Source organism: Novosphingobium ginsenosidimutans (assembly GCF_007954425.1).
In the GTDB taxonomy this organism is placed as follows: Bacteria; Pseudomonadota; Alphaproteobacteria; order Sphingomonadales; family Sphingomonadaceae; genus Novosphingobium; species Novosphingobium ginsenosidimutans.
The window spans coordinates 2,735,132-2,755,059 of sequence record NZ_CP042345.1; the positions used below are offsets into that span (position 1 = coordinate 2,735,132).

Here is a 19,928-nt window from a genome sequence, read left to right on the forward strand (position 1 = left end):
ATTCCCCTCCTGGAAAAGTACTTGCCGGCCAATAGGGGCCGAGTCGGTTGATTTGCTTGTGGCGCGCTGACGACGGCTTGTGAAGCCGGTGCGAGTTAGCCTTGCCAGGCGGCGATGGTCGTCCGGTGAAGCTCGCGCCGATAGCCCTCGTAGCCGCCCGTGGCCTTGTGCAGGACCGAGCGGTTGTCCCACATGACCAGCATGCCCGGTTCCCACTTCTGGGCATAGGTGAACTGTTCCTGCCCCTGCCACTGCGCCAGTTCCAGCAGCAAGGGCATCGCCTCAGCCTGATCCATCCCGTCGATTCCGATGATGTAGCCAAGCGTTGAATAGAAACCGCGTCGGCCCGTTTCAGGGTGCATCGGGATCAAGGGATGGGTCTGGGTTGCAAAGGCGGCTTCGGATGGCCGGATATCCATCGAGCGCCCCTTGTCGCGCGAGCCATAGGTACCGTCAGGGGCATATGGCATCCGAGCCGAGTGAATTGCGATCAAATCGCCAATCTCGGCCTTGCGGGCATCGGGCAGGGCTTCCCAGGCCATATGCTGATTGGCGAACAGCGTGTCGCCGCCGACCGGCGGAATATCGACCGCGTTAAGGCAGGTGCCCGAAGGCGGGCGGGCCTGGAAAGACCAGTCGGCGTGCCAGTTTTCTGCAAACAGCGGCGATTGCTCATCCGCTTCGCGCCGAACGGCAGCGATGTGCTGCCGACCGGGAATTGGTGCAAAGAAGGGATCCTCGCCAAACCCGCCAAAGTAGAGCGTGAACCGCTCAAGCTCGTCGTCGTTCAGGAACTGGTCCGGGAAGGCCAGGACGTGATGTTCGAGCCAGGCCGCCCGGATTGCTGAGACCGTGGCACTATCGAGCGGCGCCTTCAGGTCGACCCCGGTGATGCGTGCCCCGCACGCCCCGCCTGAGGGTTCGGCCTGCAGGCCCATCAGTGCACCGTATCCCCGTCGACCGGCGCTACCTCGCCACCTTCCTCGCCGTCGTCGGCCAGACGCACGGCCGAGACGACGTGCTCCTGGTCGGCCACGTTGAACAGGCGGACACCGGCCGAACCGCGCCCGATCACGCGCAGGCTCTCGAGCGGCAGGCGGATCAGCTTGGCCTGGTCGGTCACCAGCATAAGCTGGTCAGCCTGGCTGGCCGGGAAGCTCGCCACCACCGGGCCATTGCGGCCGATGTTGTCGATATTGGTGATCCCCTGGCCGCCGCGGCCGGTGCGGCGATACTCGTAGGCCGAGCTGAGCTTGCCATAGCCATTGGCGCAGACGGTCAGAATGAACTGCTCACGCGCCTGCATTTCGGCATAGCGGTCAGCAGAAAGCGACGGTTCGCCTTCCTTCTCGCCCTTCCACGGCGCGAACTTGACGTATTCCTCGCGCTCCTCGCTGGTCGTGCCGACGCGGTGGAGGATCGAGAGGCTGATCACCTCGTCGTCACCTTTGAGCAGCATACCGCGCACGCCGGTGGAGGTCCGACTGGTGAATTCACGCACCTCATCGCCGGCGAATCGGATTGCCTTGCCCTGGCGGCTGGCGAGCAAGACGTCGTCGCTGGGCTCGAGCAGGGCGACGCCGATCAGGCGATCGTCCGAGCCTTCGTCAAACCGCATCGCGAACTTGCCGTTGGACGGGATGTTGGCAAAGGCGTCCATCGAATTACGGCGCACATTGCCCTTGGCTGTTGCGAAGACGACCGAGAGCTTTGCCCATTCCGCCTCGTCTTCCGGCAGCGGCAGCACGGTCTGGATCGTTTCGTCCTTGTCGAGTGCCGGCAGCAGGTTGACGATCGGGCGTCCCTTGGTGGCCGGGCCGCCTTCAGGCAGGCGCCAGACTTTCAGACGGTAAACCTTGCCGGCGGTTGAGAAGAACAGCACCGGGTTGTGTGTGCTGGTCACGAACATGTTCGTGACGACATCTTCTTCCTTGGTCGACATCCCCGCGCGGCCCTTGCCGCCGCGGTTCTGGGCGCGGAAGGTCGAAAGCGGGGTGCGCTTGATGTAACCGTCCATCGTCACGGTCACGACCATCTCGTCGCGCTCGATCAGGTCCTCGTCCTCGATGCCGTCGGCAGCCGCGGTGATTTCGGACACACGCGGCGTGGCATAGGTATCGCGGATCTGCACCAATTCGCCCTTGAGGACGCCATAGAGCTTCGCGCGGTCACCCAGGATCGAGAGGTATTCCTCGATCGCGATCGACAGTTCCTTGAGCTCATCACCGATCTCGTCACGACCCAGCGCAGTTAGGCGATGCAGGCGCAGGTCGAGGATTGCCTTCACCTGCACTTCGGACAGGCGGTAAGTGCCGCCTTCCTGCTCGGCACTCGGCTCGATCGCTTCGACCAGCTTGATGTAAGGTGCGATCTCACCGATCGGCCATTCGCGGGTCAGCAGGGCTTCGCGCGCCGCCGCCGGATTGGGCGAGCCGCGAATGATCCGAACCACTTCGTCCAGATTGGTGACGGCTACGACCAGACCGAGCAAGATATGGGCCCGGTCACGCGCCTTGTTCAGTTCAAACTTGGTGCGACGGGTGATCACCTCCTCGCGGAAGGTGATGAAGCTGCTGATGATGTCGCGCAGCATCAGCACTTCGGGGCGGCCACCGCGGATCGCCAGCATGTTGGCCGGGAACGAACTTTGCGCGGGCGTGTTGCGCCACAGCTGGTTGAGCACGACTTCCGGCGTCGCATCGCGCTTGAGGTCGATCACGACCCGCACGCCCAGGCGACTCGATTCGTCGCGGATGTCCGAGATGCCTTCGATCCGCTTGTCCTTTGCCGCCTCGGCGATCTTTTCGACCAGACCGTTCTTGCCGACCTGGTAGGGGATCGAGGTCAGCACGATCGAGCGCCGGTCGCCGCGTCCTTCCTCGATCTCGTGCCGCGCCCGCATGATGATTGAGCCGCGGCCTTCGGTATAGGCCTTGCGCGCGCCGGCCGTGCCCAGGATAAGCGGGGCAGTGGGGAAATCCGGCCCGGGAATGTACTCGATCAGCTCTTCGGAGGTGATCGCCGGGTTCTCGATATAGGCCAGGCAGCCGTCGATCACTTCGCCCAGATTGTGCGGCGGAATGTTGGTGGCCATACCGACCGCGATACCGCCGGCGCCGTTAACCAGCAGGTTGGGGAAGCGGGCGGGAAGGACGGTCGGTTCCTGGCGAGACCCGTCATAGTTGTCGGCGAAATCGACCGTATCCTTGTCGAGATCGTCGAGCAGCGAGTTGGCGACGCGGGCCAGGCGCGCTTCGGTGTAGCGCATCGAGGCCGGCGGATCGGGGTCCATCGAGCCGAAGTTGCCCTGGCCATCGATCAGCGGCAGGCGCATCGACCAGTCCTGGGTCATGCGTGCCAGCGCGTCATAGATCGCGCTGTCACCATGCGGGTGATAGTTGCCCATCACGTCGCCGACAATCTTGGCGCTCTTGCGGTAAGGCCGGCCGGCGACAAAGCCGCCTTCCTGGCTGGCAAACAGGATGCGGCGGTGAACTGGCTTAAGACCATCGCGCACGTCCGGCAGGGCGCGGCTGACGATCACGCTCATCGCGTAATCGAGGTAGCTGGCCTTCATTTCATCGACGATGTCGACGCGCTGGAAATCGCCCTCCGGTCCGGTGGGTTCGCTGCCTTCGAATTCGGGTATGTCTGTGTTATCGCTCACGCGGAATATCGGCCGGTTGTTGGCGGGAAAGTCTCGCCCAAGCGCCTAGGACAAGCCTGTCCGAAAGGCCACCTTAAGGGGCACTCGAACGCAGTTTTTCCACACCCGCGGCAGTATTCCTGAACGAAGGCGACGAAGTGCATTCAACACGCGTTCAGTGCGAGCGCGATAGTTCGCCCCAACTGTTGCCAAATTGGCGTTTTGGCGTCAGTAGCAGGCCAGATGGAAGTTGCGCCCGGGCTCGCCGCCGGGGCGGTACGAGGAGTGAAGTGAACAATGCGTCGCACCCAGTTTCTGACCCGTCCGGCCTATGCCCTTGCACTGGCGCTGGCCTCGATCGGTGCCCTAGGCCTGATTGCAAGTCCGGCTGAAGCCCAGAAGAAGGATGACAAGAAGGGCGCCGCCGCCAAGGGCCCGCAGCCGACCAAAACCTTTGTGCCGGTCTACACCGAACTGAAGACCATGCTGGATGCTGCCGCCAAGCGCCCGGACGTAATTGCCGCGAAGACTAAGGTAACCGAGACCGAGCGTGCCTATCGTTCGGCCCGTGGCCGTACGGCCCAGGAAGCCGCCCGCGGTCAGTACGACGCTGCAGTCGCGGCTCTTGCCGGCCTGCTGACGGCTGAGAAGGCCAAGACTGACGAGCTGTTCACCAAGACCGGCAACGAAGCGGACAAGTTCTTTGCTGGCCAGCTGGCCTTCACCTACGGCGGCCTTGCCGTCGACAAGCCGATGCAGCGCCGTGGCCTTGTGGCGATGATCGATAGCGGCAACGTGCCCGCGACCGAACTGGGCAAGTACCACTATTACGCTGCAGGTTTTGCCTTTGACATGAAGGACTTTGCTGCTGCCGAGACTTCGCTGAAGTCAGCGATTGCCGCTGGCAACAATGGTGCCGATGTTCAAGGCCTGCTGGCTGAAGCGCAAAATTCGGCCGGCCGTCCGGCCGACGCGCTTGCGACGATCAAGACCATCGTGGACAGCGCAGTGGCTGCGGGCCAGACCCCCGCCGCCGACGTGATCGAGCGGGCCGTGGTGATTTCCTATCAGAGCAAGAACCCGGATGCCGCCGACTGGGCGATCCGCCGGGTTGAATTCTACCCGACGCAGCTGGGCTGGGTGGCCGCCGGTCAGATCCTGCGCGAACGCGCCAATTTTGGCCCGAACGAGTCGCTTGATATCTCGCGTGCGCTCGACAAGGCGGGCGCGCTGAACACCAGCACCCAGTCGGTGCAGCGCGAATACATCGAGTATCTGCAGTCCGCCGTTGGCAAGGTTGGCGTGCTTTATCCGGGCGAGGTGATCAAGATCGCCAACCAGGGGATCAAGGCGACTGCCCTGCAGGCGACCGATCCGTTCGTGCGCGATGCGTTGGCCGAAGCAAACCGTCGCTTGGCAGCTGACAAGGCCTCGCTCGCCGGGCTTGAGCGCGATGCCCGCGCGCCTGCGGCGACGGCGAAGACCGTACTGATCGGTGCCGATACCCTGCTAAGCTATGATCAGGATGCCAAGGCGGCGGAACTGTACCAGATTGCGCTGGGCAAACCGGGCGTTGACCTGGCCGGCGCCAACCTGCGCCTGGGCATCGCCCTGGTGAAGCAGGGCAAAATGGCTGAGGCCGAAGCGGCCCTTGCCAAGGTTGATGGTCCGCGCAAGGGCATTGCCCAGCTCTGGACCCTGCTTGCCAAGGGCAAGGTCGTTCCGGCGGTCTGATCAGGTCTATGTCGATCGGAAGGGGCGGCGGGCAACTGCCGCCCTTTTCATTTGCGCTCAGTCAGCGGCGTAAAACTCGCCCGTCGCTTCATCCAGCACATGCAGCACGCCATCACTGATCGCGAAAAACACGCCGCGCAGCTTGAGCGAGCCTTCGCGTTCCTTGGCAAGAACTTGTGGGAATGTGCGCAAGTTTGACAGGCTGACCTTCACCCCTGCCATTTCCATTGCGCGTTCGGCTTCCGGACCTTCGGTCCCGTGGCGCAGCGATACCATGTGGCGGGCTCCATCCAGCAGCCCGATCCAGTCAGCCACGAAGCCGCCTTCGCCGCGCGGCGCACCTTGCAACTCGCGCGTCAAAGCTGCCTTGCAGCCACCACACATGCCGTGGCCCATGACGACCACCTGCTTTACCTGCAGCTTCTGGATGGCGAACTCGAGCGCAGCGGAAACGCCGTGCAGGCCTGGTGCGGTCTCGAACGGCGGCACAAGCGCCGCGACATTGCGCACAACGAAGATTTCGCCTGGATCAACATCGAAGACCTGGGCGGGATCGACACGGCTGTCGGAACAGGCGATCACCAGCAGCTTGGGTGACTGGCCTTCCTCGGCCAGCCGGTCATAGCGTTCCTTCTGCTCGCGATAGGCACCGGTCCGGAACCGACGATAGCCTTCAAGCAGGGTGGCAAATTCTGGCATTAGAAGCGTTCCCCCCGGATTACTTCGACATCCCACATGGTCAGCAGCAGGCCGAGCAAGAAGAACAGAAAGACCGGCGAAGCGAACGGGGCAAATGCAGATACTTCCATGAGCGAGAGCGCTAGCGCCATTGGCAAGTGCTGGCAAGGCGACTAGAGGGCAGGGCATGAACGACATGGCCAGCTCACCCAAGCCCGAACGGCAACGCAAACCGGACTGGATCCGGGTCAAGGCACCAACCAGCAAGGGCTATGGCGAAACGCGCCAGCTGATGCGTGATCTCAACCTGAACACGGTCTGTGAAGAGGCTGCGTGCCCCAATATTGGCGAGTGCTGGACCAAAAAGCACGCCACTGTGATGATATTGGGCGATGTCTGCACCCGCGCTTGTGCGTTCTGCAACGTCAAGACCGGGATGCCCCGCGCGGTCGACCCGCTGGAGCCGGAACACGTCGCCACCGCCGCTGCCAAGATGGGGCTGGAGCACATCGTCATCACCTCGGTTGATCGTGACGACCTGCCGGACGGCGGGGCCGGGCAGTTCGTCAAGGTGATCGAAGCCCTGCGCCGCAACACGCCGCAAACCACGATTGAGATCCTGACCCCTGATTTCCGGGGCAAAATGCATGCGGCGGTCGAGGCAATCGTCGCCGCCGGACCAGACGTCTACAACCACAACCTGGAAACCGTGCCGCGGCTCTACCCGACGATCCGCCCCGGCGCGCGCTATTACGCCTCGCTTCGCCTGCTCGAGGAAGTGAAGCGTCATAATCCGCTGATCTTCACCAAGAGCGGCATCATGCTTGGCTTGGGTGAGGAGCGGCTTGAAGTGCACCAGGTGATGGATGACATGCGCAGTGCCGGGATCGATTTCCTGACCATGGGGCAATACCTTCAGCCCACGCCGAAGCACGCCAAGGTGATCGATTTCGTCACGCCGCAAGCCTTCGATGCCTATGGCGCGATCGCCCGGGCCAAAGGTTTTCTGCAGGTCGCTTCTAGCCCGCTGACCCGCTCAAGCTATCACGCGGGCGATGATTTCAAGGCAATGCGGGCTACGCGTGAGGCGCAGCTGGCCAAGGCCGCTGCGCGCGGCTGATGCCGGGGATCCACGAAGTCCGCCGGCTGCCCTACAGCGCCGAGCAGATGTACGACCTCGTTGCCGATGTCGCTCGCTATGGCGAGTTCTTGCCCTGGGTCGTCGCAACGCGGGTCCGCTCGGACAGCGAAACCGAAATGATCGCTGACATGCTGGTCGGCTTCAATGCACTGCGTGAGAAGTTCACCTCGCGGGTGCTCAAGCAGCGGCCGGAGCGGATAGAGGTAATCTACATCGACGGGCCTATGCGCGATCTCGACAACGTCTGGCAGTTCCGGCCCGCCGAAGACGGCGGCTGCGAGGTTGAGTTCATGGTCAACTTCACATTCCGCAACGCCATGTTCGAACGGTTGGCCGGCCAGTATTTCGACCGGGCCTTCCGCAAGATGGTCGGCGCCTTTGAGACGCGGGCCGAGGCGCTTTACGGCAGCAGCAATTCCAGCGCGACCAGCGCCGCCTGATGGCGCACCGTAGAACGGCTTGAGCCATCGAGCAGCCGCTCTTCGGCCAGCGCTTCCTCTTCATCTTGCCCGCGAATTGCCCGCGCGAAAACCACCGTGCCAACGGGTTTCTGCGGCGACCCGCCACCCGGTCCGGCAATCCCGCTGATCGCCACGGCAACATCCGCGCCGCTGCGCTTGAGTGCGCCTTGGGCCATGGCCCAGGCACAGGCGATTGAGACGGCGCCAAAGGTATCGATGATGTCGGGATTGACGCCGAGCAGCTCCTGCTTGGCTTCATTCGAATAGGTCACGAAGCCGCGATCAAGCACGGCGGAGGAGCCGGCGATCTCGGTCAAGGCGGCTGCGACCAGTCCGCCGGTGCAGCTTTCGGCCAGGGCCACGGTCCGGCCGGCGGCAATGTTGCTTTCAATCACGCGCGCGGCGAGTTCGGTGATGTCGGCGGGAAGCAGGTGATCCATCGCTCAGGCCTTGCAGATCGTGAACTTGCCGACGCGGGCCTGCCCGGATCGGGCACCGAGACCGGCGGCAAGGCCGATCACTTCGGCCGTGCTTTCCGCTGGCAGCGGGGAAAGCAGCATGACCAGGCGGTCGACTGCCGAGCAGCGGTCGGTCGGCAATTGCTGACCGACCATGGTGGTAACTGCACCCTCGACGAAAGGCTTCAGGTTCTCGTCCGGCATGGCCTTGAGCAGGCTGGCGGCCTGCGGGTCCATGCCCCCGCCGATCTTGAAGAAGGCGGCCTTCGCCTGCGGCCAGGACCGGTCGCGGCCCGCCGAATAGCGTTTGGCCAGGTTTTCGGACTGGCTGCGCAGGAACGCATCGCTGGGCAGGACCGGCGTGCAACGTTGCGCCGCGCCGCGGATCACGCCCGGCAAGGCAAAAGTTGAGACAGCCGTGAATTCCTGCGCGGTCAGGCAGGGAACTCCCGCTGCCTGGGCCAGGGCAGGGGCAGGCAAGGCCAAGGCCGCCGCAATGGCGATAGTCCGGTTGAGGACACGCATCTCAAACTTCTCCAATCAATCGCGCAGCAGGGTTGCGACCGCCTGCGCAGCGATCCCTTCGGCTCGGCCAGTAAAGCCAAGCCGCTCGGTTGTGGTGGCCTTTACGCTGATTGCCTCGATCCCGGTAGCAAGGATTTCGGCCAACCGTACCCGCATCGCCTCGCGGTGGGGGCCGATCTTGGGCGCCTCGCAAATGATCGTCAGGTCAATATTGCCAATACGATAGCCGGCAGTGCTTGCCAGCTTGGCGGCATGGGCCAGGAAGCGGTCCGATGCGGCGCCCTTCCACTGCGGGTCGCTGGGCGGGAAATGGCTACCAATGTCACCTTGGCCAATCGCTCCCAGGATGGCATCGACCAGGGCATGGATCGCAACGTCCGCGTCGCTGTGTCCCGCCAGGCCGTGCGTATGATCGATCTTGATCCCGCAAAGCCACAGGTCTTCGCCTGCGGCCAGACGGTGGACATCATAGCCAGTGCCGACCCGCATGGGCGGCAGTTCGGCGGCAAAGTCGCTGGCAAAAGTCAGCTTGTGCAAGCGTTCGTCTCCTTCGACCAGCGCCACGGTCAAACCCGCAGCGCGCGCCACCTGCGCATCGTCACCCGCTTCTGCCGCGCCGGGCCAAGCCCGATGGGCCGCCAGAATGTCCCGATACCGAAATGCCTGCGGGGTCTGGACTCGGCGCAGCGTCTCGCGGCGGGCCGGGTTGCCCATCAGTTCCCCTTCGGCTTCGGTCAGGCTGTCAACCACTGGCAGGACCGGGATGGCCCCCGGCTGAACGGCCAGGGCACCAACCAGCCGCTCAATCACTGCACCTGGCAGGATCGGGCGCGCTGCATCGTGGATCAACACGATGTCGGGCGCCTGAGCCGCAAGTGCCTCCAACCCTAGCCGCACTGAATTCTGGCGGGTTGCCCCGCCGACGATAAGCTGGATCCCGGGAATACCGGCAAGACGCTCCGCCGCAATGGCTTCGGCGCCCTCTGGGATCGCAACAACGATCGCCGCCACACCTGCTTTAGCAAATGCCTCAGCGGAATGGCGGACCACCGGCTTGCCGCGCCAGCGGGCGAACTGCTTGGGCAGCGGCTGGCCGGCGCGCAGGCCTTGGCCGGCCGCGACAATCACGGCGGCAATGCTAGAGGGGGGGGCGTCAGAACTGCTCATCGCTTGCGCGCCGGTAAAGACTTGCCGTGTTTCCGGCAATTCCCTATGTGCTGCCCAAATTTTAGGCAGATCACAATGTCCCTTCCCGTTCCTCCCTCGCTAGACCCGATCCAGGTCGGTCCGCAGCGCATCGATTGCCCGGTAATCCTGGCGCCGATGACCGGCGTGACCGATCTGCCGTTCCGTCGGATGGTGCGGCGCTATGGTTCGGGCCTCAATGTCACCGAAATGATCGCCAGCCCGGCCGCCATTCGCGAAACGCGGGTTTCGGTGCAGAAGGCAATGTGGGACCAGATCGAAGAGCCGGTCTCGATGCAGCTGGTTGGTTGCGATCCGGTGCAGATGGGCGAGGCCGCAAAGCTGGTCGAGGACCGCGGCGCGGCGATCATCGACATCAACATGGGCTGCCCGGTCCGCAAGGTCGTCAATGGCGATGCCGGCTCGGCTTTGATGCGCGACGTGCCGCTGGCGGCCAAGTTGATCGAAGCGACGGTCAAGGCTGTCTCGGTTCCTGTCACCGTCAAAATGCGGATGGGCTGGTGCCATGATAGCCTGAACGCACCGGAACTCGCGAAGATTGCTGAGGACCTTGGCGCCAAAATGGTCACTGTCCACGGCCGTACCCGTAACCAGATGTACAAGGGCGAGGCCGATTGGGCCTTCGTCCGCCAGGTCAAGGACGCCGTCTCGATCCCGGTGATCGTCAATGGCGACATCTGCGGGATCGAGGACGCGGCCCGCGCGCTCAAGCTGTCCGGTGCGGACGGCGTGATGATCGGCCGTGGTGCCTATGGCAAGCCGTGGCTGCTGGGCCAGGTCATGCACTGGCTGCGCCATGGGGTGCAGGTTCCAGATCCTTCGATCAATGAGCAGTTATCAGTTATTTTAGAGCATTATGAGGCGATGCTCAGCCATTATGGCAGGGATACCGGGGTCAAGATGGCCCGCAAGCACCTGGGTTGGTACACCAAGGGCCTGCACGGTTCGGCCGAGTTCCGCAACATGATCAACTTCGTCGACGATGCCGACGCGGTGATGCGCAATCTGCGTGAGTTTTACGCGCCATTCATCTCGCGGTTGGCGGCCTGACCATGGTCGATCCGGCGCGTCAGCTGGCTTCGCTGCCACTGGCTGTGGTCCTCCTTGCGCCGGGGCAACGCATCTCGACCGTAAACCCGGCAGCGGAACAGTTCCTGGGCCAAAGCGCACGGCGCCTGGTGGGGCGGGCCCTGGGCGAAGTGATCCTGTTTGATGAGCCGCGACTGGCTGAGCGGATGGCTGAAGTCGATGCCCAGATCTCAGCACGGGCAACGCCGGTTCTGGTGCCAGGACAGGGGCAGCGCCGCCTTGATGTGACAACTGCTCCGGTTTTGGATCAGCCCGGCTGGCAGATATTGACGCTGCAGGACTCCGCCGGAGCAGAAGCGCTGCGCGGCGAAGGCGGTGAGGACACGGTCCTGCGTGCCCCGGAAATCCTGGCGCACGAGATCAAGAACCCGCTGGCCGGAATTCGCGGCGCGGCGCAGTTGTTGGGGCGCAAGTTGCAGGACGGCGATCTTGCCCTCACTGGCCTGATCGCAGATGAGGTTGATCGCATTGCCAAGCTGATCGACCAGATGCAGTCACTATCGCGGCGCACCCCGCCGGAACTCGGAGCGTGCAACCTGCATGAAGCCGTCCGGCGCGCCCGCGCTGTGATCGAGGCGAGCGGCAAATCGCCGCTGGTAATCGAAGAGTTCGACCCTTCGCTCCCGCCTGTGCTGGCGAATGCCGATGCCTTGGTTCAGGTGCTGATCAACCTCATCGCGAATGCTGCGGAGGCCTGCGCCGGATCTGCGGAGCCGCGGATTGCCGTGCGAACCCGCTTTGCCAGCGGGCTGCAGTTGCATCGCACGCATGAGGGCGCGCCGGTCCGTTTGCCAATCGAGCTGCGGGTAAGCGACAACGGCCCCGGCGTCGATCCGGCCATGGCCGATCACCTGTTTGAGCCCTTCGTCACCACCAAGAAAAGCGGGCAGGGCCTGGGTCTGGCACTGGTCCGCCGCATGGTCCGCGATATGAACGGACGGATCAGCCATGATCGCGAGCAGGCCACTGGGATGACGCACTTCCGCGTTCACTTGCAGGTTGCACCCAAGTCAATCGCACCAGATGCAAGCAGGGCACGGGAGCAGGTGGCGTGAGCGTGCTGTTGGTCGAGGACGACATGTCCATCGCCATCGTTATAACCGCCGCGCTCGAAGCCGAAGGTTTCGAGGTGGTGCGCTGCGATTCGATCGTCGAGCGCGACCGATTGCTGGCGGAGCGCCGCTTCTCGGCCTTAGTGACCGATGTCATGCTGACCGATGGAGACGGGATCGCCACGATTGACCGCGTCCGCGCTGCCGATCCCGGTCTGCCGATCATTATTCTCTCGGCCCAGAACACCCTCGATACGGCCGTCCGCGCAACTGACACCGGGGCTTTCGAGTATTTCCCCAAACCGTTCGACATTGACGAGCTGGCGCGGACCGTCCGCCAAGCTGTCGGCAGCAACACCGTTAAGGCCGAACTGGAAGGGGAGGGGGCTCCAGCCAGCCTCCCGCTGGTCGGCCGCAGCGCGCCGATGCAGGCGGTGTTCCGGATGATCACCCGTGTTCTGCGGAACGATCTCACCGTCTTGGTCCTGGGGGAAAGCGGGACCGGCAAGGAATTGGTGGCGGAGGCAATCCATCAGCTTGGCCAGCGGCGCAATGGGCCATTTGTCGCGGTCAATACTGCGGCGATTCCCGGCGAATTGATCGAAAGCGAACTGTTCGGGCACGAGAAGGGCGCCTTCACCGGCGCCGTCGCGCGGCATGTCGGCAAGTTTGAGCAGGCCAATGGCGGCACGCTCTTCCTTGATGAAATTGGCGACATGCCGATGCAGGCGCAGACCCGCCTGCTGCGCGCTTTGCAGTCCGGTTCAGTGCGCCGGGTCGGTGGGCGCGATGAGATCAAGGTCGATGTGCGGATTGTCGCCGCTACCAACCGCGATCTGCAGCCGATGATCGCCGCCGGCACATTTCGCGAAGACCTGTACTACCGCCTGAACGTCGTGCCGATCACGCTTCCGCCGCTTCGCGAGCGGGCGGATGATATTCCGGCCCTGGCCCGCCACTTCCTCGCCATGGCAGCACAGGAAGGGCTTCCGCGTCGCCAGCTGTCAGAAGACGCCTCGGCACTGCTTTCGCGCCAGCCCTGGCGCGGGAACGTGCGAGAGCTGCGGAATTTCATCTACCGGCTCGCGCTTTTGTCGCGCGAGGATGTGATCGATGCGGCGAGCCTAGGTCCAGTTCTCGCTGAAGTACCCCGAGGGGAGGCTGCCAATACTGATGACCTTGATGCATCGGTAAGGGCTTGGCTGGGAATCAACAGTCCATCGCCAGGAACGGTCTATGACGCCGCGCTGGCAGCCTTTGAGCGGCCACTGTTCGAGGCCGTGTTGCGGCAAACGCAGGGCAATCAGCTGCGTGCAGCACAAGTGTTAGGGATCAACCGCAACACGCTGCGCAAGCGGCTGAGTGAGCTCGGCATCGCTCCGGGTGAGCTAGCTCGCTAAGTCACTCTTGCTTTTTGGCAACAGGGGTGTTGTAACCGCGCAACGATGACGCCTGGCGCCCCTTCTCCGCGCAATAGCGGCTGGCCCCGCTGGTGGCGGCGTTTCCAGGTTGCTGCGCGGCGGGCGAACTTCTTCGCGGTGATGGAGATTGCTGCGGTCTTGAGCTTCCTGATCATGACCGGAATCACCTGGTTCGTGATCAGCGCCCAGGCCAAGAGTGACCAGTTGCTGCCAACCGACCTGACGGCAACTCTGCTGGTCGGCACGCTGATTCCGGCACTGGGTATCCTGGTCCTGCTTGGGCGCCGGCTCGCGCTCCAGCGTGCGCGCGAAGTGGCAGGCGGGTCCGGCCAGCTTCACGTCCGCCTGGTGTTCCTGTTCTCGCTGATCTCGGCCATCCCCACCCTGCTGGTGGCGATCTTCGCCTCGTTCCTTTTCCAGTCGGCTGTTGAATTCTGGTTCTCCGACAAGTCGCGCGGCCTGCTGGAAAACTCGAACAAGCTGGCGCTTGGCTTCTACGAGCAGACCGAGAACGACATGAAGTATTCGTCGCTCGCCATGGCCGCCGACTTGCGGGATTTCCTCAGCAAGCAGAGCCCGGTCAGCCCGGAATTCATCAGCTACTACCAGTTCCAGATCACCAACCGGAACATCAACGAATCGACCATACTGCAAAAGCTGGCCGATGGCTCGCTAAGCCGGGCTGCCTTTGCACGCGGTGAGAACCCTCTCAACGAGCAAGTTTCAGTCGACGTGGTCCGCCAACTCGATAGCGGCGCTGACATCGTTGTCGATACCAAGCCGGACCGGATCGAGGCCCTGACGCCGATCGACCGCCGGTCCGGCATCTACCTCTACACGGCCCGCAAGTCCGACTTGCTGAGCCTGTCGCAAGGTCAGCGCGCGCAAAGCATCGTGCGGGACTATGCCGAGCTAACCAAGCGCACGCGGGTATTGCAGTTGCAGTCGATCATTGCGCTGTTCGTCGCCTCCCTCGCGCTGGTCGGCCTGTCGGTCTGGTTTGCGCTCCGCTTTGCCGACCGACAGGTGAAACCGCTCTACGATCTCGTCGCCGCCGCACGCGAGGTGGGGGCAGGCAACTTTTCGATGCGGGTAGAGGGAAGAACCGGTGCCGATGAGATCGGCCTGCTCAACCGCGCCTTCAATCGGATGACTCAGCAGCTAGAGCGCCAGACCCAGGCGCTGGTCGGCGCCAACCAGCAGCTAGATGAGCGCCGGGCCTTTATCGAGGCGGTGCTGGACTCGGTCACGGCCGGCGTGGTCTCAACCACGGCAACCGGCGAGGTCCGGCTGATCAACGGTGCGGCTATGAAGCTTCTGCTGGCGCCGGGTGCGCAATCGCCGGTTGGCGAGCCGCTGGCCGAGCTGGTCCCGCCGATCGCCGAGTTGATAGCAAGCGGTAAGCACAGCGGGATCGTGCAATATGCCAAGGGCTCTGAACTGTTGACCTTGGCAGTCAAAGCCAGCGCCAGCCCGACTGGCTTTGTGGTGACCTTCGAGGACATTACCCGCCAGCTTCTCGATCAACGGCAGGCGGCCTGGTCGGACGTGGCGCGCCGGATCGCGCACGAAATCAAGAACCCGCTAACCCCAATCCAGCTCGCGACCGAGCGGCTCAAGCGGCGCTATCGCAAGTTGGTGACGGCCGATGTCGACCTGTTCGACGAGTTGACCAGTACGATTATCCGCCAGGTCGGCGACCTCAGGAAAATGGTCGACGAGTTCTCCTCGTTCGCACGCCTGCCCAAGCCGGTGTTCCGCGGTGAGGATCCGGTCGATCTGGCGCGGCAGGCGCTGTTCCTGCAGGAAGTTGCGCGACCGGAAATTAACTTCGACTTCTCGGCCGATAAGAACATCGGCATCATTGCCTGCGACCGCCACCAGTTCGGTCAGGCCATGACCAACGTGCTCAAGAACGCGACCGAAGCGGTGGAGGCGCGGCAGAAGACGGCAGAGGCGGATTATCGCGGCCGGATCAGCCTGGCGCTGACGCTGGATGAAGAAGACCTTGTCGCGACCGTTACCGATAATGGCATCGGCCTGCCGCAGGATCGGGAGCGGATCATTGAGCCCTACGTTACGACACGCGAGAAGGGCACGGGCCTTGGCCTCGCGATCGTGAAGAAGATCGTCGAGGAACACGGCGGCGACATGACCTTTGGCCCGGCGGACGGGCAGGGGACCATCGTAACAATGCGATTTGCGCGTGATCCGCTAGGCAGCGGCCGCGCCAATGAAGCAGCTGAATAAGCGCGGGATTAGGACAGGAAATGGCACTCGATATTCTGATCGTCGATGATGAACGCGATATCCGCGACTTGGTGGCGGGTGTGCTGAGCGACGAGGGCTATGAATGCCGTACGGCCGGCGACAGCAACTCCGCGCTGGAAATGATTGACCAGCGCCGTCCAAGCCTGGTCCTGCTCGATGTCTGGCTCCACGGTAGCCCGATGGACGGCCTTGAAGTGCTCGACGCGATCAAGGCGCGTGAACCGGAACTGCCGGTGATTATCTTTTCCGGCCACGGCAATATCGACACTGCCGTTTCTGCGATCGGTCGCGGGGCGATGGATTTCATCGAAAAGCCGTTCGAGGCAGAGCGCCTGCTGCTGCTGGTCGCCCGCGCGACCGAGACCGAACGCCTCCGTAGGGAAAATGCCCGTCTGCGCGAAGGCTTCGTCACGGCTGACGAGTTCACTGGCAATTCCAGCGCGATCAATCAGGTCCGCGCCACGCTGAAGCGGGTCGCGAACACCGGCAGCCGCCTGTTGATCTCAGGTCCTGCTGGTGCTGGGAAGGAAGTTGCGGCGCGGCTGCTGCATTCATGGAGCCAGCGTTTCGATCACGCATTCGTGACGGTGAATTCCGCCCGCATTACGCCCGAGCGATTCGAGCAGGAACTTTTCGGCGAGGAATCGGGCGGCAAGCTGGTCCGCGCCGGCCTGCTGGAAATGGCCGATGGTGGCACGCTCTACCTCGACGAAGTGGCTGACATGCCGCTTTCGACCCAAGCGCGAATCTTGCGCGTTCTGACCGAACAGAGCTTCGTTCGCGTGGGTGGCAATCGCCAAATCCGCGTCGATGTCCGCGTTGTATCCTCGACCGCGCGGGATCTTGAGGTTGAGATCGCCGAGCGCCGGTTCCGCGAGGATCTGTTCTACCGGCTGAATGTCGTGCCCGTGACGATCCCTTCGCTGGCCGAGCGACGCGATGACATCCCGGCATTGGTCGATCACTTCTTTGCCCGCTTTGCCGCCGATCAAGGCGTATCGCCCCCCGAGGTTACCAGCGAGGCCATGGCCGCTCTGCAAAGCTACGAATGGCCGGGCAACGTCCGCCAGCTTCGCAACCTGGTTGAACGCACGATTATCCTGACCCCGCGCGAGAAGCTTGAGCGGATCGAAGCGGACATGCTGCCAGGAGAACTACTGGGCGGGCGGATCAATGGTGATAGCGGTCTGTCCGCGCTGATGGGAGTGCCACTGCGCGAGGCGCGTGAGAACTTCGAGCGCGAATATCTGCGCGTGCAAATTCGTCGTTTCTCCGGGAACATTTCTCGCACTGCCGCATTTATCGGCATGGAACGCTCGGCCTTGCACCGCAAGCTCAAGCTGCTTGGCATGGTCGATCGGCGCGAAGATGAATGCGAAGACGAGATTGCCGAATGATTCTGGGTGAATTGTGCATTGCGGCAAATACTAAGGCGGGATAACCTTCCCAGACTGAATGCCGGTTGCCTTTGGGCAACCAGACTGCGGATCACCAACAAGGTGTCCGCCAAGAACGAAGGAGACCATAATGACCTCTCGCACCCTTAGTGCCCGTCCGCGCCCGGCCAAAGCAGAACCCGAAGCCCAGGCAGCAACTGCCGCTCCGATCGTGGCAGGGAAGGGGCAAAACCTGCAGGACCAGTTCCTCAACCTGCTGCGCAAGAACAAGATTCCTGTCACCATGTTCCTGGTGAAGGGCGTTAAGCTGCAGGGCATCGTCACCTGGTTTGACAATTTTTCGATCCTGCTCCGCCGCGATGGCCAGTCGCAGCTAGTCTACAAGCACGCGGTCTCAACCATCATGCCCAGTCAGCCGATCGACGCTGGCCAGTTTGGCAGCGCCGGAGAAGGGGGCAAGAAGACTCGCCTGCTCCAGGATGTGTTTCTCTCCAGCCTGCGCAAGGAAGCAGTCCAGGTCACCATGTTCCTGGTCAATGGCGTGATGTTGCAGGGCCGGGTTGCCGCCTATGACCTGTTCTGCATGCTGCTGGAACGCGAAGGCTATGTGCAACTGGCGTACAAGCACGCGGTTTCTACAATCCAGCCGATCACCCCCGTTGACCTGACTGGTGAGTGGGACGGCGAAGAGGAAGACGACGCCTGAGCTTTCTCGATGACAATCGCGAAGAAGTAGCCCGCGGCGCACGGGCCGTCATCGTTTGCCCAACATTTCGCAGCCGTGGTGGCAGCGCTGATCCGGACGCGCGGCTTGAGGAAGCCAAGGGTCTTGCCTTGGCGATCGGCCTCGTCGTGGTCGATGCGCTGCTGGTCCCGATTCGCGAAGCGCGCGCCGGCACCCTGTTTGGCGACGGCCAGATCCAGAACATCGCTGCCACTTGCGAAATGGAGCAGGCCGAGCTGGTGATTGTCGATGGGGCCCTGACTGCGATCCAGCAGCGCAATCTTGAAGACAAGCTCAAGCGCAAGGTGATCGACCGGACCGGCCTGATCCTGGAAATCTTCGGTGAGCGCGCGGCGACGGCTGAAGGGCGGCTCCAAGTCGAACTGGCGCACCTTGATTATCAGGCTGGACGACTGGTCCGGTCCTGGACTCACCTTGAGCGGCAGCGCGGCGGTTTCGGCTTTCTCGGCGGTCCGGGCGAAACTCAGATCGAGGCCGACCGGCGCATGATCCGCGACCGGATGGCCCGCCTGCGCCGCGAACTTGAACAGGTTCGCCGCACGCGTGGTCTGCATCGCAGCCGGCGCGAAAAGGCACCGTGGCCGGTAATCGCACTGGTCGGCTATACCAATGCGGGCAAGTCCACGCTATTCAACCAGTTGACTGGGGCAGGGGTGATGGCCGAGGACCTGCTCTTCGCGACACTTGATCCGACCATGCGGCGGATCCGGCTTCCCGGCGTCGACAAGGCAATTCTTTCCGACACGGTCGGGTTCATTTCTGATCTTCCAACCCAACTGGTGGCAGCATTCCGGGCCACATTGGAAGAAGTTACTGCTGCAGACGTGATCGTCCACGTCCGTGATATCGCCAATCCCGACAGCCTTGCGCAAAAGCGCCAAGTGCTTGAAGTGCTGGAAGAACTGGGGCTGGTGGAAGGCGAGGGCGGAACGCCAAGGGTTCCGATTGTCGAGGCATGGAACAAGTGGGATCTGCTCCCACCCGATCGCGCTGGCGAGCTTTCCGAACAGATTGCGGCACATCCCGATGAAGTCATCGTTCCGCTGTCCGCGCTGACCGGCCAAGGGTGTGAGGAACTCCTGACAGCCGTGGCGAAGTTGCTCACCTCTGGGGCGCGGCCGCACGAATTTGTGGTGCCCGTGGGTGATGGCCAACGACTGGCCTGGCTGCACGCGCATGGAGAAGTGGTGGCCGATGAAGATGGCGGGGAAGACGATCGCGGTCCATTGCGGCGGCTGACCGTGCGTCTTGAACCACGCGAGCTAGGGCGCTTTGTCCGGCTCTAACGCCTTGACGTCCTGCCACAAAGCTTCCTGCTGATCGATACTCAGCGCGGCGAAATCAACGCCGCGATCGCGGGCCAGAGCTTCCATGCCGCGGTATCGGCGCTCGAACTTGGCGTTGGCAGCCCGCAAGGCGTCTTCCGGTGCGACACCATAGGCTCTGGCTACGTTGACCGCGGCAAAGAGCAGGTCACCTGCCTCCTCGATGCGATCCTGTGCTGTTCTCGCTGCCGCGAGTTCACCCATTTCCTCGCGCAGCTTTTCCATCGGACCTTCAAGATCAGTCCAATCAAACCCCTGCCGCGCAGCACGTTTTTGCAGCTTCTCGGCGCGGAGCAAGGCTGGCAGCGCCAGGGCGACTCCATCCAGTGCGCTGATTGCGCCCTTGGCTTCGCGCTCTTCTGCTTTCAGTTGCTCCCAGCGTTCTTCGCGCGACTGGCCTTTATCATCGGCATCGCCGAAGATATGCGGATGGCGAGCCTCCATCTTGGCGCTGATCGTTTCTGCCACGGCGTGAAAATCAAAATGGCCGGCTTCCTCCGCCATGCGGGCGTGGAACACGACCTGGAGCAACAGGTCGCCGAGTTCTTCCTTTAGCGCGGGGAGATCATTGCGTTCGATCGCGTCGGCGACCTCATAAGCTTCTTCGAGCGTATACGGCGCGATCGTGGCAAAAGTCTGTGCCAGATCCCACTCGCAGCCACGCTCTGGATCGCGGAGGCGAGCCATAATGGCGAGGAGGCGGGTGATGGAGGGTTTGGCTGGTTCAGTCATATAAGGATGATAATATATATAAGGATGATAATATATATTATGTAAAA

Annotated in this window: 17 protein-coding genes; 10 read left to right on the forward strand and 7 right to left on the reverse strand. The window is 62.8% G+C overall.

Translation table 11 applies throughout. The features are described 5' to 3' along the window. Nucleotides 1–95: 95 nt before the first annotated feature. The gene (locus FRF71_RS13445) at nucleotides 96–938 is read right to left on the reverse strand and encodes a TauD/TfdA dioxygenase family protein (RefSeq protein WP_147091133.1); all 843 of its coding nucleotides are present in this window, start codon (nucleotides 936–938) and stop codon (nucleotides 96–98) included. Further along, nucleotides 938–3,667 carry a DNA gyrase subunit A gene (gene gyrA / locus FRF71_RS13450; RefSeq protein ID WP_147091134.1) on the reverse strand — a complete coding sequence of 910 codons (2,730 nt, stop codon included), beginning with the start codon at nucleotides 3,665–3,667 and terminating at the stop codon, nucleotides 938–940. The genes FRF71_RS13445 and gyrA overlap by 1 nt, the downstream gene beginning before the upstream one ends. A 276-nt stretch (nucleotides 3,668–3,943) precedes the next feature. Between gyrA and FRF71_RS13455 the strand changes: the two genes are divergently transcribed. Further along, on the forward strand, nucleotides 3,944–5,380 hold the full coding sequence (locus FRF71_RS13455) for a tetratricopeptide repeat protein (RefSeq protein ID WP_147091135.1): 1,437 nt from the start codon (nucleotides 3,944–3,946) through the stop codon (nucleotides 5,378–5,380). A 57-nt stretch (nucleotides 5,381–5,437) separates the two neighbouring features. On the opposite strand, the gene FRF71_RS13460 is transcribed toward FRF71_RS13455, so the two are convergent. Beyond that, complete coding sequence (locus FRF71_RS13460; protein WP_147091136.1) at nucleotides 5,438–6,079, reverse strand: carbonic anhydrase; 642 nt, start codon at nucleotides 6,077–6,079, stop codon at nucleotides 5,438–5,440. A gap of 166 nt (nucleotides 6,080–6,245) precedes the next feature. Here FRF71_RS13460 and lipA point away from each other — a divergent pair, with 166 nt between their 5' ends. Both lipA and FRF71_RS13470 read left to right on the forward strand, forming a co-directional pair. Beyond that, the gene (gene lipA / locus FRF71_RS13465; RefSeq protein WP_147091137.1) at nucleotides 6,246–7,178 is read left to right on the forward strand and encodes a lipoyl synthase; all 933 of its coding nucleotides are present in this window, start codon (nucleotides 6,246–6,248) and stop codon (nucleotides 7,176–7,178) included. Then, nucleotides 7,178–7,639 (forward strand): type II toxin-antitoxin system RatA family toxin, encoded by a 462-nt coding sequence (locus tag FRF71_RS13470; RefSeq protein ID WP_147091138.1) that lies wholly within the window; start codon nucleotides 7,178–7,180, stop codon nucleotides 7,637–7,639. The genes lipA and FRF71_RS13470 overlap by 1 nt, the downstream gene beginning before the upstream one ends. On the opposite strand, the gene FRF71_RS13475 is transcribed toward FRF71_RS13470, so the two are convergent. Genes FRF71_RS13475 through FRF71_RS13485 form a run of 3 tightly spaced genes read right to left on the reverse strand, consistent with a single transcriptional unit; the run spans nucleotide 7,600 to nucleotide 9,810 of the window. Beyond that, complete coding sequence (locus FRF71_RS13475; RefSeq protein WP_147091139.1) at nucleotides 7,600–8,100, reverse strand: CinA family protein; 501 nt, start codon at nucleotides 8,098–8,100, stop codon at nucleotides 7,600–7,602. The two genes, FRF71_RS13470 and FRF71_RS13475, sit on opposite strands and share 40 nt — an antisense overlap. A 3-nt stretch (nucleotides 8,101–8,103) precedes the next feature. Further along, entirely contained in the window at nucleotides 8,104–8,643 is a 540-nt protein-coding gene (locus FRF71_RS13480; protein WP_147091140.1) for a hypothetical protein, read from the reverse strand. A 15-nt stretch (nucleotides 8,644–8,658) separates the two neighbouring features. Next, entirely contained in the window at nucleotides 8,659–9,810 is a 1,152-nt protein-coding gene (locus FRF71_RS13485; RefSeq protein WP_147091141.1) for a bifunctional 2-C-methyl-D-erythritol 4-phosphate cytidylyltransferase/2-C-methyl-D-erythritol 2,4-cyclodiphosphate synthase, read from the reverse strand. 75 nt (nucleotides 9,811–9,885) lie between these two features. On the opposite strand from FRF71_RS13485, the gene dusB reads away from it, so the two are divergent. From dusB to hflX, 7 genes are all read left to right on the forward strand, one after another. Next, a complete protein-coding gene (gene dusB / locus FRF71_RS13490) occupies nucleotides 9,886–10,899 on the forward strand; it encodes a tRNA dihydrouridine synthase DusB (RefSeq protein WP_147091142.1) in 1,014 nt (337 codons plus the stop codon). Between the two features lie 2 nt (nucleotides 10,900–10,901). After that, nucleotides 10,902–11,993, forward strand: coding sequence for a two-component system sensor histidine kinase NtrB (locus FRF71_RS13495; RefSeq protein ID WP_147091143.1), 1,092 nt, complete (start codon nucleotides 10,902–10,904; stop codon nucleotides 11,991–11,993). A 23-nt stretch (nucleotides 11,994–12,016) separates the two neighbouring features. Then, a complete protein-coding gene (locus tag FRF71_RS13500; RefSeq protein WP_238339567.1) occupies nucleotides 12,017–13,390 on the forward strand; it encodes a sigma-54-dependent transcriptional regulator in 1,374 nt (457 codons plus the stop codon). A 45-nt stretch (nucleotides 13,391–13,435) separates the two neighbouring features. Continuing rightward, nucleotides 13,436–15,661 carry a sensor histidine kinase gene (locus FRF71_RS13505; protein ID WP_147091145.1) on the forward strand — a complete coding sequence of 742 codons (2,226 nt, stop codon included), beginning with the start codon at nucleotides 13,436–13,438 and terminating at the stop codon, nucleotides 15,659–15,661. Nucleotides 15,662–15,681: 20 nt separating this feature from the next. Continuing rightward, nucleotides 15,682–17,079, forward strand: a complete 1,398-nt coding sequence (gene ntrX, locus FRF71_RS13510; protein ID WP_147091146.1) for a nitrogen assimilation response regulator NtrX — start codon at nucleotides 15,682–15,684, stop codon at nucleotides 17,077–17,079. Between the two features lie 130 nt (nucleotides 17,080–17,209). Continuing rightward, nucleotides 17,210–17,785 (forward strand): RNA chaperone Hfq, encoded by a 576-nt coding sequence (gene hfq, locus FRF71_RS13515; protein ID WP_147091147.1) that lies wholly within the window; start codon nucleotides 17,210–17,212, stop codon nucleotides 17,783–17,785. Then, on the forward strand, nucleotides 17,782–19,110 hold the full coding sequence (hflX, locus tag FRF71_RS13520; protein ID WP_147091667.1) for a GTPase HflX: 1,329 nt from the start codon (nucleotides 17,782–17,784) through the stop codon (nucleotides 19,108–19,110). The genes hfq and hflX overlap by 4 nt, the downstream gene beginning before the upstream one ends. Here the strand turns inward: hflX and mazG are convergent. Further along, on the reverse strand, nucleotides 19,087–19,881 hold the full coding sequence (gene mazG, locus FRF71_RS13525) for a nucleoside triphosphate pyrophosphohydrolase (protein WP_147091148.1): 795 nt from the start codon (nucleotides 19,879–19,881) through the stop codon (nucleotides 19,087–19,089). The two genes, hflX and mazG, sit on opposite strands and share 24 nt — an antisense overlap. Nucleotides 19,882–19,928: the final 47 nt, after the last annotated feature.

Coding starts and splice junctions, on each gene's coding strand:
- ntrX (WP_147091146.1), top strand. CDS start 15,682: ATGGCACTCGATATTCTGATCGTCGATGATGAACGCGATATCCGCGAC.
- FRF71_RS13460 (WP_147091136.1), bottom strand. CDS start 6,079: ATGCCAGAATTTGCCACCCTGCTTGAAGGCTATCGTCGGTTCCGGACC.
- FRF71_RS13485 (WP_147091141.1), bottom strand. CDS start 9,810: ATGAGCAGTTCTGACGCCCCCCCCTCTAGCATTGCCGCCGTGATTGTC.
- mazG (WP_147091148.1), bottom strand. CDS start 19,881: ATGACTGAACCAGCCAAACCCTCCATCACCCGCCTCCTCGCCATTATG.
- FRF71_RS13480 (WP_147091140.1), bottom strand. CDS start 8,643: ATGCGTGTCCTCAACCGGACTATCGCCATTGCGGCGGCCTTGGCCTTG.
- hfq (WP_147091147.1), top strand. CDS start 17,210: ATGACCTCTCGCACCCTTAGTGCCCGTCCGCGCCCGGCCAAAGCAGAA.
- FRF71_RS13500 (WP_238339567.1), top strand. CDS start 12,017: ATGTCCATCGCCATCGTTATAACCGCCGCGCTCGAAGCCGAAGGTTTC.
- lipA (WP_147091137.1), top strand. CDS start 6,246: ATGAACGACATGGCCAGCTCACCCAAGCCCGAACGGCAACGCAAACCG.
- FRF71_RS13470 (WP_147091138.1), top strand. CDS start 7,178: ATGCCGGGGATCCACGAAGTCCGCCGGCTGCCCTACAGCGCCGAGCAG.
- FRF71_RS13495 (WP_147091143.1), top strand. CDS start 10,902: ATGGTCGATCCGGCGCGTCAGCTGGCTTCGCTGCCACTGGCTGTGGTC.
- FRF71_RS13505 (WP_147091145.1), top strand. CDS start 13,436: ATGACGCCTGGCGCCCCTTCTCCGCGCAATAGCGGCTGGCCCCGCTGG.
- FRF71_RS13445 (WP_147091133.1), bottom strand. CDS start 938: ATGGGCCTGCAGGCCGAACCCTCAGGCGGGGCGTGCGGGGCACGCATC.
- FRF71_RS13455 (WP_147091135.1), top strand. CDS start 3,944: ATGCGTCGCACCCAGTTTCTGACCCGTCCGGCCTATGCCCTTGCACTG.
- dusB (WP_147091142.1), top strand. CDS start 9,886: ATGTCCCTTCCCGTTCCTCCCTCGCTAGACCCGATCCAGGTCGGTCCG.
- FRF71_RS13475 (WP_147091139.1), bottom strand. CDS start 8,100: ATGGATCACCTGCTTCCCGCCGACATCACCGAACTCGCCGCGCGCGTG.